Annotated in this window: 11 protein-coding genes; 6 read left to right on the top strand and 5 right to left on the bottom strand. The window is 71.4% G+C overall.

Features of this window, described 5'->3' with window-relative positions; genetic code table 11:
* Positions 1-30: 30 nt before the first annotated feature.
* Entirely contained in the window at positions 31-3,405 is a 3,375-nt protein-coding gene (locus tag MQN93_RS15385) for a S41 family peptidase (RefSeq protein WP_242709908.1), read from the bottom strand.
* Positions 3,406-3,573: 168 nt separating this feature from the next.
* On the opposite strand from MQN93_RS15385, the gene MQN93_RS15380 reads away from it, so the two are divergent.
* The 6 genes from MQN93_RS15380 to MQN93_RS15355 all read left to right on the top strand — a co-directional run bounded on the left by MQN93_RS15380 (position 3,574) and on the right by MQN93_RS15355 (position 8,910).
* Positions 3,574-4,170 (top strand): TetR/AcrR family transcriptional regulator, encoded by a 597-nt coding sequence (locus tag MQN93_RS15380; RefSeq protein ID WP_242709907.1) that lies wholly within the window; start codon positions 3,574-3,576, stop codon positions 4,168-4,170.
* Between the two features lie 154 nt (positions 4,171-4,324).
* Positions 4,325-6,547, top strand: coding sequence for an MMPL family transporter (locus MQN93_RS15375; protein ID WP_242709906.1), 2,223 nt, complete (start codon positions 4,325-4,327; stop codon positions 6,545-6,547).
* A 51-nt stretch (positions 6,548-6,598) separates the two neighbouring features.
* Positions 6,599-7,150, top strand: coding sequence for a cysteine hydrolase family protein (locus tag MQN93_RS15370; protein WP_242709905.1), 552 nt, complete (start codon positions 6,599-6,601; stop codon positions 7,148-7,150).
* An 89-nt stretch (positions 7,151-7,239) separates the two neighbouring features.
* Positions 7,240-7,737: a YbaK/EbsC family protein gene (locus MQN93_RS15365; protein WP_242709904.1), complete on the top strand. Its 498-nt coding sequence runs from the start codon at positions 7,240-7,242 to the stop codon at positions 7,735-7,737.
* Positions 7,734-8,579: an EamA family transporter gene (locus MQN93_RS15360; RefSeq protein ID WP_242709903.1), complete on the top strand. Its 846-nt coding sequence runs from the start codon at positions 7,734-7,736 to the stop codon at positions 8,577-8,579. Before MQN93_RS15365 ends, MQN93_RS15360 begins: the two co-directional genes overlap by 4 nt.
* Positions 8,580-8,634: 55 nt before the next feature.
* Positions 8,635-8,910 carry a DUF1876 domain-containing protein gene (locus MQN93_RS15355; RefSeq protein WP_016436456.1) on the top strand — a complete coding sequence of 92 codons (276 nt, stop codon included), beginning with the start codon at positions 8,635-8,637 and terminating at the stop codon, positions 8,908-8,910.
* Between the two features lie 9 nt (positions 8,911-8,919).
* Here the strand turns inward: MQN93_RS15355 and MQN93_RS15350 are convergent, their stop codons facing one another.
* The 4 genes from MQN93_RS15350 to MQN93_RS15335 form a co-directional block, all read right to left on the bottom strand.
* Positions 8,920-10,083 carry a serine hydrolase domain-containing protein gene (locus tag MQN93_RS15350; RefSeq protein WP_242709902.1) on the bottom strand — a complete coding sequence of 388 codons (1,164 nt, stop codon included), beginning with the start codon at positions 10,081-10,083 and terminating at the stop codon, positions 8,920-8,922.
* A gap of 108 nt (positions 10,084-10,191) precedes the next feature.
* Positions 10,192-10,953: an energy-coupling factor ABC transporter ATP-binding protein gene (locus MQN93_RS15345; RefSeq protein ID WP_242709901.1), complete on the bottom strand. Its 762-nt coding sequence runs from the start codon at positions 10,951-10,953 to the stop codon at positions 10,192-10,194.
* The gene (cbiQ, locus tag MQN93_RS15340) at positions 10,941-11,702 is read right to left on the bottom strand and encodes a cobalt ECF transporter T component CbiQ (protein WP_016436453.1); all 762 of its coding nucleotides are present in this window, start codon (positions 11,700-11,702) and stop codon (positions 10,941-10,943) included. The genes MQN93_RS15345 and cbiQ overlap by 13 nt, the downstream gene beginning before the upstream one ends.
* A 1-nt stretch (position 11,703) precedes the next feature.
* A complete protein-coding gene (locus MQN93_RS15335; protein WP_242709900.1) occupies positions 11,704-12,753 on the bottom strand; it encodes an energy-coupling factor ABC transporter permease in 1,050 nt (349 codons plus the stop codon).
* Between the last annotated feature and the right edge of the window lie 75 nt (positions 12,754-12,828).

The following is a 12,828-nucleotide window of genomic DNA, read 5'->3' as shown; positions in this document are numbered from 1 at the left end:
TTCTCGTGTGCTGTCTCTCGTGTGCTGCTCTCATGTGCTGCGCGGCGGCAGCTTCGGGCGGGAGCGGTCGGGGACGTCGCTGTAGTCCGGCGGGGTGGCCGGCGGGTTGGTCTCCAGCAGTTCCACGGCCAGCTGCACCGCGTCGTCGAGCTGGGCGTGGCGGCCCTCGGCCCAGTCCAGCGGGGTGCGCAGGATTTCCAGGTCCGGGGTGACGCCCTGGTTCTCGATGCCCCAGCCGTACGCGTCGAACCAGGCGGCGTTCATCGGCACCGTGATCACCGTGCCGTCGCCGAGCCGGTGCCGGCCGGTCATGCCGACGACACCGCCCCAGGTGCGCTGGCCGATGACCGGGCCGAGGCCGAGGAGTTTGAAGGCGGCCGTGATCATGTCGCCGTCGGAGGACGTGGCCTCGTCCGCCAGCGCGACCACCGGGCCGCGCGGGGCGTTGGAGGCGTACGACACCGGCTGGGCGTTCCGGGTCAGGTCCCAGCCGAGGATCGTGCGGGTCAGCTTCTCCACGACCAGCTCGCTGATGTGGCCGCCCGCGTTGCCGCGCACGTCGACGATGAGCGCGGGCCGTGACATCTCCATCCGCAGATCCCGGTTGAACTGGGCCCAGCCGGAGCCGCCCATGTCCGGGATGTGCAGATAGCCGCAGCGGCCGCCGCTCAACTCCCGTACGACCGCACGGCGTTTGGCCACCCAGTCCTGGTAGCGCAGCGGCCGTTCGTCGATGAGCGGGACGACGGCGACGCGGCGGGCGCGGCCCGGCTCGCCCTTCGCGGGCAGGAACGTCAGCTCCACGGTCGTACCGCCCGAACCGGCCAGCAGCGGGTACGGGCCCTGCACCGGGTCCACCGGGCGGCCGTCGACATGGGTCAGTACGGCGCCCTCCCTGATGCCGGTGCCCGCCAGCGGGGAGCGGGCCTTGGAGTCCGAGGAGTCGCCGGGCAGGATCCGCTTGACCATCCAACCCTCCTGTCTGCGCACGAAGTTGGCGCCGAGGAGGCCCTGTCTGCGCTGGTAGTGCGGTGGCCCCTCGTTGCGGCGGGCGGAGGTGACGTAGGCGTGGGAGGTGCCCAGTTCGCCGAGGACCTCGCGCAGCAGGTCGGCGAAGTCGTCGGGGGATGCGACCCGTTCGACCAGCGGGCGGTACTGGTCGAGGATCGCGTCCCAGTCGACGCCGCCCATCCCCGGCTCCCAGAAGTACGCGCGGATGAGGCGGCCGGCCTCCTCGTAGGACTGGCGCCACTCCGCTGCGGGGTCGACCTGGTGCAGGATGCGGCGCAGGTCGATCCAGACCGTGGTGTCGCCGTCGCCGGGCTCGGAGGAGGGGACCGCCCGCAGGTCGTCGTCGTCGACCACGACCAGCCGGCTTCCGTCACCGCTGAGGGCGAACCAGTCGAGGTGGTCGACGAGTTCGGACTTCTTCGCCTTGCTGATGTTGAAGTACTCCAGTGTGGGGCGGCCGGTCGTGTCGTCCGGGTTGGCGAAGGTCTCGCCGAGCGCGCCCGAGATCGGCCAGCGCAGCCAGACCAGGCCGCCGCCCGCGACCGGATACAGCGCCGAGTACTTGGAGGCGGTGACCGGGAAGGGGGTGACGCGGCTCTCCAGCCCCTCGACCTCGACGGTCACCGCGCCGTCGCCGCTCTCCTCGTCGGCCAGTGGGTCCAGGCCGCCGGCGGCCGGGCGGCCCTCCGGGCTCAGGGCGAAGGGGGAGGGGGTGGCGGAACTGAGCGGCACCAGATAGGGGCGGCAGCCGAGCGGGAAGGAGAGGTCGCCGGTGTGGACGTCGTAGACCGGGTCGAAGCCGCGCCAGGACAGGAACGCCAGATAGCGGCCGTCGCGCGTGAACACCGGGTTCTCGTCCTCGAAGCGGCCGTCGGTCACGTCCACGATCAGCCGCTCGCCGCTCGCGGCCCCGGAGATCCGGGCCATCTTGATCTGCCGCAGCGACCTGCCGATCCCCGGATGCGACCACGTCAGCCAGGCCCCGTCCGGCGAGAAGGCGAGGTCCCGCACGGGGCCGTTGATCGACCGGATCAGCTCGGTCACCTCACAGTCCCGGTCGGGTTCGCCGGCGGTCACGGCGGCCGCCGCGCCGTCCGCTTCCTCGGCCGCCCCACCCTCCGTGACACCTGCCTCCTCGGACACCGTGATCAGCAGCAGTCGGCCGTCGTGCGAGGCGATGGCGAGGCGTTGGCCCTGGGGGTCGGAGACGAGTTCGAGGACGCGGCCCAGCCGGCCCGAGGCGAGTCGGCGCGGGGCCCGGTGGCCGGACGCTCGCGGGAGATGGGCGATCTCGATCGCGTCCTCACCCTCCGCGTCCGTGACGTACGCGACCTGGCCGGCCGAGCCGAGCATCTCCGGCAGCCGGACCCGTACGCCCGGGGTGTCGGCGATGGTGCGGGCTGGGCCGTCGCGATGGGTGAGCCAGTACAGGCTGCCGCGGACGACGACGGCGCTCGCGCGGCCCGTCTCGTCCACCGAGATGCCGTCCACGTGCTGGGTGGCCGGGACCTGGTAGGTGCGCCGGCCCGCGCGCGGACCGCTCAGCCGTACGTCGAGGCGGCGCGGTTCGGAGTCGGCGGCGAGGTCGTCGACGATCCACAGGTCCCCGGCGCACTGGTACACCACGCGCGTGCCGTCGCTCGCCGCGTGCCGTGCGTAGAACGCGTCGTGGTCGGTGTGCCGGCGCAGATCGGTGCCGTCGTGGGCGCAGGAGTAGAGGTTGCCGATGCCTTCGTGGTCGGAGAGGAAGGCGATCCGGTCGCCGACGAACATGGGGGAGTGCAGATGCCCCCGCAGATCGGGCAGCAGCCGCTTGCCGTGGAACCAGAGGCGGCCCATGGCGCCGCCGCGGTAGCGCTTCCAGGAGGCGGGCTCGTGCGGCGGGGTGCCGGTGAGCAGGAGCGTCTTGCGCTCCCCGTCGAGGTCGGCGACCTGGATGTCGGAGACCGGGCCCCAGGGCAGCTTGCGGCCGGGGTCGCCGTCGAGGGAGACCTTGTAGGCCCAGGTGAAGTAGGAGAACGGCTCGCCGTGCGAGGCGACGGCAAGAATGGTGCCCCCCGCGCCTCCCGTACGTTCCCCGCCCCCCTTGTCCCCGGCGTCTCCCGCGTACGGCGTCCATCCGCACACCTGTGTGTCCGGCGACCCCCAGTGCGTGAGCTGCCGCCCGGGCCCGCCGTCCACGGGCACGACGTGAATTTCCGGTACCAGGCTCCACCAGCTCGTGTAGGCGATGTGGCGACCGTCCGGCGAGAACCGGGGGTGGCCGGTCTTCGTGCGGTCGACGGTCAGGCGCCAGGCCCGGCCCGGTCCGTCGAGGGGAGCCAGCCAGAGATCGTCCTCGGCCACGAAGCACAACAGGTCACCGCTCAGATGCGGCAGGCGCAGATAGCTCACCTCCCCATGCTTTTCCGCCGAATGGGGGCGGGCAACTCGTACGCCCGGACTTACGTCTCCTTCACATACGTGACCCACCACACGTACGAAACGGTTTCGTTTCGCTAGCTTTCAGGGTATCTTCATGGGTGTACGAACAGGAGCACCCCGAGCCGGAAGGTGAGTGGCATGACTGAGGCCGCAACGACGCGTCGCAGTCGGATCACGCCCGAGCGAGAGGCCGAGCTGTACGCGGCCGTGCTCGACCTGCTCAGGGAAGTCGGCTACGACGCCCTCACCATGGACGCCGTGGCGGCCCGCACCCGCTCCAGCAAGGCGACGCTCTACCGCCAGTGGGGCGGCAAGGCCGAGCTGGTCGCGAAGGCGGTGCGGCACGACAAGCCGGGCTCCTCGGCCGGCGAGATCGACACCGGCTCGCTCCGCGGCGACCTGCACGCCCTCACGATGCGCTCGGACGACTGCCAGATGGAGCAGAACTCCGCGCTGATGCGAGGGCTGGCCATGGCGGTGCACGGCAATCCGGATCTGCTGAAGGCGTTCAAGGAACACCTGATCGAGCCGGAGCTGGCGGAGTTCCGCCGCATGCTGCAGCGGGCGATCGACCGGGGCGAGATCCGTGCCGACAACCCGGCCCTGGACTACGTGATGCACATGATGATCGGCGGGTTCGCCGCCCGCAGCCTGATCGACGAACAGCCGCCGACCCAGGCCTTCCTCCTGTCGTACATCGACGCAGTGGTTCTCCCCGCCCTCGTCGCCCGATAGATCCCCCGGATAAATCCCGTCCGGACAGATCCCCGCATCTCCCCGAGAGCCTGACGTCACCGCTCACGTCGTCGGGACGGTCACCCCTGCCTCCCCGCCGGGCTGATCACCCCTGCCCTGATCGACCACACGACCTGACCGGGAGTACGCCCTCGTGGCCACGTTCCTCTACAAAGTCGGCCGGTTCGCCTTCAGGCGACGGCACTTCGTCGCCCTGTTGTGGGTGGCCCTGCTGACGCTCGCGGGCGTCGGCGCGGCCAGCGCCCCCGCCGCGGGCTCCTCCTCCTTCTCCATTCCCGGCACGGAGGCCCAGAAGGCCTTCGACCTGCTGGAACAGCGCTTCCCCGGAATGAGCGCCGACGGCGCCACCGGACGCGTCGTCTTCAAGGCGCCCGCGGGCGAGAAGATGACCGACGCCGGCAACAAGGCCACCGTCGAGAAGACGGTCAGGGAGCTGTCCGACGTCTCCGAGGTGGTCTCCGTATCCGACCCCTACAAGGCGAACGCCGTCAGCAAGGACGGCACGATCGCCTATACGTCGGTGAAGTACAAGGTCTCCGGCATGGAGCTGAAGGACGCCTCCCGCGACGCCCTGGAGGACGCCGGGAAGGATGCACGCGCCGGCGGGCTGACCGTCGAGATCGGCGGTGACGCGCTGCAGACGACACCCGAGACCGGCGCCACCGAGGTCATCGGCATCGCGGTCGCGGCCGTCGTCCTCGTCGTCACCTTCGGCTCGCTGATCGCGGCCGGGCTGCCGCTGCTGACGGCGCTCATCGGCGTGGGCATCGGCGTCTCGGCCATCACGGCGCTGGCGAAGGCGCTGGACCTCGGCTCGACCACCTCCACCCTGGCCATGATGATCGGCCTCGCGGTCGGCATCGACTACGCCCTGTTCATCGTCTCCCGCTACCGCGCCGAGCTCGCCGAGGGCCGCGAACGGGAGGAGGCGGCCGGGCGGGCCGTCGGCACGGCGGGCTCCGCGGTGGTCTTCGCGGGCCTGACGGTCGTGATCGCCCTGGTCGGCCTGTCCGTCGTCAACATCCCGATGCTGACGAAGATGGGCGTGGCGGCCGCCGGCACGGTCGCGATCGCGGTGCTGATCGCGCTGACCATGATCCCGGCGCTGCTCGGGTACGCCGGGCGCAAGGTGATGCCGGCGGGCCGCAAGAGCAGGCTGCTCGGCGGCCGGCGGGCGGCCAGGAAGGCGTCCGCGGGCAGGCCCAACATGGGCACGCGCTGGGCGAGCTTCGTCGTACGCCGTCCCGTCGCCGTCCTGCTGCTCGGCGTGATCGGGCTGGGTGCCGCGGCCGTACCGGCCACCTCCCTGGAGCTGGGCCTGGGCGACGACGGCTCGCAGCCGACGTCGACGACGCAGCGCCGCGCCTACGACCTGCTGTCCGAGGGCTTCGGCCCCGGCTTCAACGGCCCCCTGATGCTCGTGGTCGACGCCAAGGACAGCGACAGCCCCAAGGCCGCCGTCAACAAGGTCACCCATGAGATCAAGGGCCTCAAGGACGTCGTGACGGTCACGCCGGCGACGTACAACAAGGCCGGTGACACGGCGACGATCACGGTCATCCCGGACTCCAAGCCGTCGTCGGTCACCACCGAGGACCTGGTCCACTCCATCCGTGACGCAGGCGCGGACATCAAGGCCGACACGGACGCGAAGGTGCTGGTCACCGGCTCGACGGCGATGAACATCGACGTCTCGCAGAAGCTGAACGACGCGCTGATCCCGTATCTGGTGCTGGTCGTCGGTCTCGCGTTCCTCCTGCTGATCGTCGTCTTCCGCTCGATCCTGGTCCCGCTGAAGGCGGCCCTCGGCTTCCTGCTGTCGGTGATGGCGGCCCTCGGCGCGGTCGTGGCGGTCTTCCAGTGGGGCTGGCTGTCCGGTCTGCTGGGCGTGGAGGAGACCGGGCCGGTCATGTCGATGATGCCGATCTTCATGGTCGGTGTGGTCTTCGGTCTCGCGATGGACTACGAGGTGTTCCTCGTGACCCGGATGCGGGAGGCCCACGTCCACGGGGAGAAGCCGGCGCAGGCCGTCGTCACCGGCTTCAAGCACGGGGCGCGGGTGGTCACGGCCGCCGCGGTGATCATGATGGCGGTCTTCTCCGGGTTCATCGGCTCCAGCGAGTCCATGATCAAGATGATCGGCTTCGGCCTCGCGATCGCGGTCTTCTTCGACGCGTTCATCGTGCGCATGGCGATCGTGCCGGCGGTGCTGGCGCTGCTCGGCAAGCGGGCCTGGTGGCTGCCGAAGTGGCTGGACCGGGCGCTGCCCAACGTCGACGTGGAGGGCGAGGGGCTGAAGAACCTCGACCGCGACACGAGGGACGACGACGAGGACCGGGAGCTGGTACGGGCCTGACGGCCCCGGCGACTGACAGCGACTGTCAGTGGCGGGGGCTAGCGTGAGCGCATGACCACGCTTCAGCAACGCCCCCGCACCGCCCTGCTGGTGATCGACGTCCAGCAGGGCGTCGTCGTGTCCGCGTACCGGCGCGACGAGGTCGTCGCCAACATCGCCTCCCTCGTCGAGCGGGCCCGCGCCCAGGACGTCCCGGTCGTCTGGGTCCAGCACTCCGACGAGGGCCTGGAGAAGGGCAGCGAGGCCTGGCAGTACGTGGGTGAACTGCCGGGCCGCGCATCGGAACCGGTGGTGCACAAGCACTACGGCGACGCGTTCGAGGACACCGATCTGGAGGAGGTCCTCGCCGCGGCCGGGATCGGTCACCTCGTCGTCGCCGGCGCGGAGACCGACGCCTGCATACGCTCCACGATCCACGGCGCCTTCACGCGCGGATACGACGTGACGCTCGTCGCCGACGCCCACACCACGAACGACAACAGCGAGTGGGGCGCCCCGCCCCCGGAGCAGGTCATCGCCCACACCAACATGTACTGGCAGTACCACTCGGCACCGGGGCGCACGGCGGGGGTGTCCACGACCGCGGACGTGACGTTCGGCTGATGTCGCGCTGACGTCCGGCTGACGTCCGCCTGAACGGGCAGCCCCGAATTCGTTCGTGATGTCTGTACGGGGCAGCTAGCCTGCCGGGCATGACGCCTTCCGACTCGCCGGCCCACCCCCGTTTCGCCGAGGCCCTGCGTGAGCTGGGTCTCGACGACGTGAACGACCGCATCCGCCGCTTCCCGGACGCGACCCGCACCGCCGCCGAGGCGGCCGCAGCGATCGGCTGCGAGCTGAGCCAGATCTGCAAGTCGCTGATCTTCGCGGCGGACGGGATCCCGGTGCTGGTGCTGATGGACGGCGCCTCGCGGGTCGACGTCGAGCGGGTCCGCGAGGAGCTCGGCGCAGAGAAGGTGACCCGGGCCCGGGCGGACGTCGTGCGCGAGAGCACCGGGTACGCCATCGGCGGCGTACCGCCCTTCGGACACCGCACGAAGACACGCGTGCTGGCCGACCGCTCGCTGCTGGAGCACGACGTCGTGTGGGCCGCGGCCGGCAACCCGCACGCCGTGTTCCCCATGGAGCCCAAGGACCTGGTCGCCCATGCCGGTGCCACCCTCGTGGACGTGCGTGAGCGCACCTCGTGACACCGCTGGTCGCCGCCGCGGTCCTGTGCGCAGCCGTCACGCACGCCGGGTGGAACGCGATCGCCCACCAGATCACGGACAAGCTGGTCGGCTTCACCCTGATCGCCGGCGGCGGCATGCTCATCGGGCTGGCGATGGCGCCCTTCGTGGCCTTCCCGGCGGCCGGCGCATGGCCCTACCTCGCCGCCTCCGCCGTCATCCACGTCGCCTACTACGCCTTGCTCATGCGGTCCTTCCGGCTCGGCGACTTCGGCCAGGCGTACCCGATCGCCCGCGGCACGGCACCCCTGGTCGTCACGCTCCTCGCCGCCCTCTTCGCGCACGAGGTGCCGGACGGCTGGGCGGCCGCGGGGATCACCCTGTCCTGCGCGGGGCTGACCGGCGTGGCCCTGTGGGGGCTGCGCGGCGGCCGCCCGAACTGGCCGGCGATCGGCGCCGCCCTCGCCACCGGCCTGACCATCGCCGCGTACACGGTCGTGGACGGTCTGGGCGTACGGGCGTCCGGCTCCTCCCTCGGCTACATCGCCTGGCTGATGGCGGTGGAGGGGATCGCGGTCCCGGCGTACGCGCTGTACCGGTGGCGCGGTCAATTCACCGCTGTCCTGCGCCCGTTCGCCGGACGGGGTCTGCTGGGCGCCGCCCTGTCGGTACTCGCGTACGGCCTGGTCCTGTGGGCCCAGACGAGGGCCGAACTCGCCCCGATCGCAGCTTTGCGCGAGTCCTCGATCATCGTCGGCGCCGCCATCGGTGCTGTGTTCTTCAAGGAGCGGTTCGGGGCGCCCAGGATCGCGGCGGCCGGGCTGCTGGTGGTCGGCATCGGGCTGATGCTGCACGCCGGGTAGGCGTCGCGGCCCGGCGAGGAGCACTCTGGAAGCAGGTCTTCCGGAGGTGATCGTCATGATGCACACCGCAGTGGGATGGCATGTCGAGCTGGAGTTCCAGGAGGACGAGACACACACGCGGGCCGCTGCGATGGTGCGGCTGTCCGACGGGAGCGAGCTACGCGCCCACGGTCACGCGAGCCGGCACGGCTCCGACGCCAATCAGCCGCGGGTGGGCGAGGAGATCGCGGGCGCGCGGGCGCTCAACGAACTCGCCATGCAACTGCTGGCCAAGGCGCACGGAGAGATCGACTCGGCGTCGGGGCGCACCTCGCACTCCATCAACATCTGAGCCCTCGACTCACGTCGGCAGGACGCCGCGCAGCGCCCGCAGCAGGGCCTGCGCCCGCGGGTCCGCCGTCACGCTCTTGCGGAAGCCGTTGGTCACATAGCCGAAGGAGACGCCCGAGACGGGGTCGGCGAAGCCGAGGGAGCCGCCGCGGCCGGGGTGGCCGAAGGAGGCGGGGGAGAGCATCGGCGACGCCGATCCGTGCAGCATGTAGCCGAGGCCGAACCGGGTGCCGATGACGAGCACGCGGTCCGGCCCGGCGCTGCGCTCACCGCGGGCCAGCTCCGCCGTCTCCGGCGTGAACAGCCGCCTGCCGCCGTCCACTTCGCCGATCAGGGAGCCGTAGAAGCGCGCCAGGGCCTCTGCCGTGGCGATGCCGTTGGAGGCGGGCAGGACGGCCTTGCGGTAGTCGGGGTCGTTCTCGTCGGGGAACGGGGTGATGGCCGCGAAGGCCCGGCAGGTGAGGGAGTCCGGGTCGGCGTAGGCCTCGACGACCGCGCGCTTGGGGCGCGTCCTGAGACCGTGCGGGTCCTCGGGGGCTTCGATCCTGCCGGTCAGGCCCACCCGTGCCGTCTCGGCTGCCGGCAGTCCCAGCCACAGGTCGGCGCCGAGCGGCCCGGCGATCTCGTCGGCGATCCACGCGCCCATGTCGCGGCCGGTGACCCGGCGCACCAGCTCGCCCGTCAGCCAGCTGTACGTCTGCGCGTGGTACCCGTGATCGGTGCCCGGCTCCCACACCGGTGCCTGCGCGGCGACCGCCTCGGCGCCGAGGTCGGGGTCGGCGGCCTGGGCGGGGGTCAGCGGACGGTCCAGGACGGGGACTCCGGCGCGGTGCGCGAGGAGATGCCACACCCGGGTCCGCTCCTTGCCGGCCGCCTTGAACTCCGGCCAGTACTCGCCCACCGGCGCGCCCAGGTCCAGCTGCCCGCGCTGGGACAGCAGCAGGAGTACGGCGGCGGCGACGCCCTTGGTGGCCGAGCGCACGACCTGGGCGGTGCCCTGCTCCCAGGGCTCGTCCCCGTCGACGTCCTTGGTGCCGCCCCACAGGTCGACGACCTTGTGCCCGTCGCGGTAGACGGCGACGGCGGCGCCCCGCTCGCCCAGCGTCTCGAAGTTCCGCGCGAACGCCTCCCTGACCGGCTCGAAGCCCTCGGCCACCGCACCGTTCACGTCCACGCCCGCACTTCCTTCCGGTTCACCTGCGACTGTGGGGGAAACAGCCCCGCACAGCCTGCGATTCCCCGGTGCCGCCACCCTGACGGGATCGTTACCGCGTGCTGTCCGTCACGCGTCCGGGGTGACGGACCGCGGGTCGAAGCCGAACGGCAGCTCCAGGCGGTGCGCGCGCATCAGCTCCTGGTCCGAGAGCAGTTCCCCGGTCTTGCCGTCCGCCGCGATCACGCCCTCGCTCAGGATCAGGGCACGGGGGCACAGTTCGAGGGCGTACGGCAGGTCGTGCGTGACCATGAGGACGGTGACGTCCAACGAGCGCAGGATGTCGGCCAGTTCACGGCGGGAGGCCGGGTCGAGGTTGGAGGAGGGCTCGTCCAGCACGAGGATCTCCGGCTCCATCGCGAGGACGGTCGCGACGGCCACCCGGCGCCGCTGCCCGAAGGAGAGGTGGTGCGGGGGCCGGTCCTTGAACTGACCCATGCCGACCTGCGCGAGCGCCCGGTCGACCCGCTCCTCCAGCTCGGGTCCCTTCAGCCCGGCCGCCGCGGGCCCGAAGGCCACGTCCTCGCGGACCGTCGGCATGAACAGCTGATCGTCCGGGTCCTGGAAGACGATGCCGACCCGGCGCCGGATCTCCGCCATGTGCCGCTTGCCGACGGGCAGTCCGGCCACCTGTACCGTGCCCGCGCCGCCGGTCAGGATGCCGTTGAGGTGCAGCACGAGGGTCGTCTTGCCGGCGCCGTTCGGGCCGAGCAGCGCGACCCGTTCGCCGCGTCCGATGCTGAAGTCCACGCCGAACAGCGCCTGATGGCCGTCGGGGTAGGCGAAGGCGAGGCCGGAGACCTCGAGCGAAGGAGTACTCACAGGGTCCATCCCAGCAGGCAGACGACGAGGGCGGCGACGGGGAGGGCGAGGGCGTACGACCACTGCGCCCGGGACGCGGTCACCTCGTCGATCACCGGCATCGAACCGGCGTAACCGCGGCTGACCATGGCGAGGTGCACCCGCTCCCCGCGCTCGTAGGAGCGGATGAACAGGGCACCGGCCGACTTCGCCAGCACGCCCCAGTGCCGCACGCCGCGCGCCTCGAAGCCGCGTGACTCACGGGCGATGCGCATCCGCCGCATCTCGTCGGTGATGACGTCGCCGTAGCGGATCATGAAGGACGCGATCTGGACGAGCAGCGGCGGGAGCTTCAACCGCTGCAGTCCCAGGAGGAGTTCGCGCAGTTCGGTGGTGGAGGCGAGCAGCACCGACGCGGCGACGCCGAGCGTGCCCTTCGCGAGCACGTTCCACGCGCCCCACAGGCCGTTCACGCTCAGGGACAGGCCGAGGACGTCCACCTGCTCGCCCTCCGCCACGAACGGCATCAGCACGGCGAACGCGACGAACGGCACCTCGATCAGCAGCCGCTTGAGCAGGAAGGCGGCGGGCACGCGCGCGAGGTGGGCGACGACGCCCAGGAGGACGGCGTACAGACCGAACGCCCAGATCGCCTCGCGCGGGGTCGACACCACGACCACCACGAAGGCGAAGGCCGCGGCCAGCTTGGTGTGCGGCGGCAGGGCGTGCACGGGCGAGTGCCCGTGCCGGTAGAGCCGGTGCGCGTGGCCCGCGCCCATCTCAGACGTTCTCCACGGCCGTGGGCGAGGTGTCCGTGCTCCGGCGCCTGCGCACCGCCCAGAACACGCCGCTGCCCGCGACGACGGTGACGCCGACACCGATCACGCCCGCCAGCCCCCCGGACAGGCGGGCGTTCGCGATGTCCTTGACGCCGTAGTCGGCCAGCGGGGAGTCGGAGGAGGCGTGCTTCTCCTCCTTCTTGTCGATCCCCTTGTCGTGCGCGACCTTCTCCAGCCCGTCGGGGTTGGCGGAGGCGTAGAAGCTGACGAAGCCGGCGAGCACGAGCGAGGTCACCAGGCCGGTGATCCACAGCTTGCGGCGGGAGGTGCGGGCCGCGGCGGGCACGGGCGTGGCGTCGGGCGCGTCGACGAGTTCGCCGTTCACGCGCAGCTTGAGCCGCTGCTGCAGTCCGCGGGCGCCGTACACCAGGTCGGGGCGTACGGCGACGACGGCGCCGACGGTGAGGGCCGTGATGACCGCCTCGCCGATGCCGATCAGGACGTGCACGCCGATCATCGCGGTGGCGACCTTGCCGATGGCGATGTCGGTGGTGCCGCCGATCGCGTAGATCAGCGTGAACGCCACGGCGGCGGCCGGGACGGACAGCAGCGCGGCGGCGAAGGAGGCGACCGTGATCGAGCGCCGGCTGCGCGGCAGCACCTTCACCAGGCCGCGGAAGACGGCGTATCCGACGACGGTCGTGACGATCGCCATGTCGGTGATGTTCACGCCGAGCGCGGTCAGGCCGCCGTCCGCGAAGAGGATGCCCTGCATCAGCAGGACCACGGAGACGCACAGCACCCCGGTGAAGGGGCCGACGAGGATCGCCGCGAGTGCGCCTCCGAGCAGATGGCCGCTGGTCCCTGCCGCGACGGGGAAGTTCAGCATCTGCACGGCGAAGATGAACGCCGCCACGAGTCCGGCCAGCGGCGCCGTGCGCTCGTCGAGCTCACGGCGGGCGCCGCGCAGGCTCACGGCGACGGCGCCGGCGGCGACGACACCGGTCGCGGCGGATATGGGCGCGTTGATGAATCCGTCAGGCACATGCACCGTTCGATGATAGAGGCTTGTTGCGAACTCCTTGCAAGAGCGAGGACCTCGTGGATTGTGCACCGGCGCATGTTC

Origin of the sequence: Streptomyces spinosisporus (genome assembly GCF_022698145.1) — a bacterium.
In the GTDB taxonomy this organism is placed as follows: domain Bacteria; phylum Actinomycetota; class Actinomycetes; order Streptomycetales; family Streptomycetaceae; genus Streptomyces; species Streptomyces spinosisporus.
Note: the sequence above shows the minus strand (reverse complement) of the source record. Positions and strands in the feature narration are given on the sequence as shown.

What these genes read in the sequence shown, in the direction of transcription:
- MQN93_RS15365 (WP_242709904.1), top strand. Translation starts at nt 7,240, where the DNA reads ATGACGCCTTCCGACTCGCCGGCCCACCCCCGTTTCGCCGAGGCCCTG.
- MQN93_RS15370 (WP_242709905.1), top strand. Translation starts at nt 6,599, where the DNA reads ATGACCACGCTTCAGCAACGCCCCCGCACCGCCCTGCTGGTGATCGAC.
- cbiQ (WP_016436453.1), bottom strand. Translation starts at nt 11,702, where the DNA reads ATGGGCGCGGGCCACGCGCACCGGCTCTACCGGCACGGGCACTCGCCC.
- MQN93_RS15355 (WP_016436456.1), top strand. Translation starts at nt 8,635, where the DNA reads ATGATGCACACCGCAGTGGGATGGCATGTCGAGCTGGAGTTCCAGGAG.
- MQN93_RS15380 (WP_242709907.1), top strand. Translation starts at nt 3,574, where the DNA reads ATGACTGAGGCCGCAACGACGCGTCGCAGTCGGATCACGCCCGAGCGA.
- MQN93_RS15345 (WP_242709901.1), bottom strand. Translation starts at nt 10,953, where the DNA reads ATGGACCCTGTGAGTACTCCTTCGCTCGAGGTCTCCGGCCTCGCCTTC.